The 1,594-nt window shown below is 59.9% G+C and carries 2 protein-coding genes; both read left to right on the top strand.

Features of this window, described 5'->3' with window-relative positions:
* Positions 1 to 717: electron transfer flavoprotein subunit beta/FixA family protein (locus tag HBN61_RS22240; protein WP_094995370.1), on the top strand; the 717-nt coding region annotated here is incomplete at its 5' end.
* Positions 718 to 719: 2 nt separating this feature from the next.
* Positions 720 to 1,594: electron transfer flavoprotein subunit alpha/FixB family protein (locus tag HBN61_RS22235; RefSeq protein ID WP_170047920.1), on the top strand; the 875-nt coding region annotated here is incomplete at its 3' end.

The following is a 1,594-nucleotide window of genomic DNA, read 5'->3' as shown; positions in this document are numbered from 1 at the left end:
GATTACAACGTTAAAGTTCGCGTCAAAGCGGACAACTCCGGCGTTGACCTCGCCAACGTCAAGATGTCGATGAACCCCTTCTGCGAAATCGCAGTGGAAGAAGCCGTGCGCCTGAAAGAGAAAGGCGTGGCAACCGAGATCGTCGTCGTCTCCATCGGCCCGACCACGGCTCAGGAACAGCTGCGTACCGCGCTGGCACTGGGTGCGGATCGTGCCATCCTCGTCGAATCCGCCGAAGACCTGACCTCGCTGGCCGTGGCCAAGCTGCTCAAGGCCGTGGTGGACAAGGAGCAGCCGCAACTGGTGATCCTGGGTAAACAGGCCATCGACAGCGACAACAACCAGACGGGCCAGATGCTGGCCGCGCTGACCGGTTTCGGTCAGGGTACGTTCGCGTCCAAGGTTGAAGTGGCGGGTGACAAGGTTGCCGTGACCCGTGAAATCGACGGCGGCGCGCAAACGGTGTCCCTGAGTCTGCCGGCCATCGTCACCACCGACCTGCGTTTGAACGAGCCGCGCTATGCGTCCCTGCCAAACATCATGAAAGCCAAGAAGAAGCCGCTTGAAGTGCTGACGCCTGATGCATTGGGCGTTTCCACGGCATCGACCAACAAGACCCTGAAAGTCGAAGCGCCTGCGGCTCGCAGCGCAGGCATCAAGGTCAAGTCGGTGGCTGAACTGGTCGAGAAACTGAAAAACGAAGCGAAGGTAATCTAAACATGACTATCTTGGTAATCGCAGAACACGACGGTAAAGCCCTGGCCCCGGCCACGCTGAACACCGTAGCCGCCGCTGCCAAAATCGGCGGTGACATTCACGTTCTGGTTGCAGGTCAGGGCATTGGCGCCATCGCTGAAGCCGCCGCGCAGATTTCGGGCGTGGCCAGCGTGCTGGCTGCCGACAACGCAGCGTACGCGCACCAGTTGCCGGAAAACGTGGCTCCGCTGGTAGCAGCGTTGGGCAAGGGTTACAGCCACATCCTGGCTGCTGCGACCTCCAACGGCAAAAACATCCTGCCGCGTGTCGCTGCTCAGCTGGACGTTGACCAGATCTCCGAGATCATCTCGGTTGAAAGCGCTGACACCTTCAAGCGTCCGATCTATGCCGGTAACGCCATTGCCACTGTGCAATCGACAGCACCGGTCAAAGTGATCACCGTGCGTGCCACCGGTTTTGACCCGGTGGCTGCGCAAGGCGGGTCTGCAGCGGTTGAAGCTGTAGCGGCCGTTCACGATGCAGGCACGTCTTCGTTCGTGAACGAAGAGTTGGCCAAGTCGGACCGTCCTGAACTGACGGCAGCCAAAATCGTTGTATCCGGCGGTCGTGGCATGCAGAACGGCGACAACTTCAAGCACCTGTACGCGCTGGCCGACAAGCTGGGCGCTGCCGTCGGTGCGTCCCGTGCCGCAGTTGATGCCGGTTTTGTACCCAATGACATGCAGGTCGGTCAGACGGGTAAGATCGTTGCGCCACAGCTGTACATCGCGGTCGGTATTTCCGGCGCGATCCAGCACCTGGCGGGCATGAAAGACTCCAAAGTGATCGTTGCGATCAACAAGGACGAAGAAGCGCCGATCTTCCAGGTGGCCGATTA

This window comes from Pseudomonas sp. WS 5071 (genome assembly GCF_012985765.1).
GTDB classification, from domain to species: Bacteria; Pseudomonadota; Gammaproteobacteria; order Pseudomonadales; family Pseudomonadaceae; genus Aquipseudomonas; species Aquipseudomonas lundensis_A.
The sequence above is the reverse complement of the archived record's forward strand: the minus strand, read 5'-3'. Positions and strand labels throughout refer to the sequence as shown.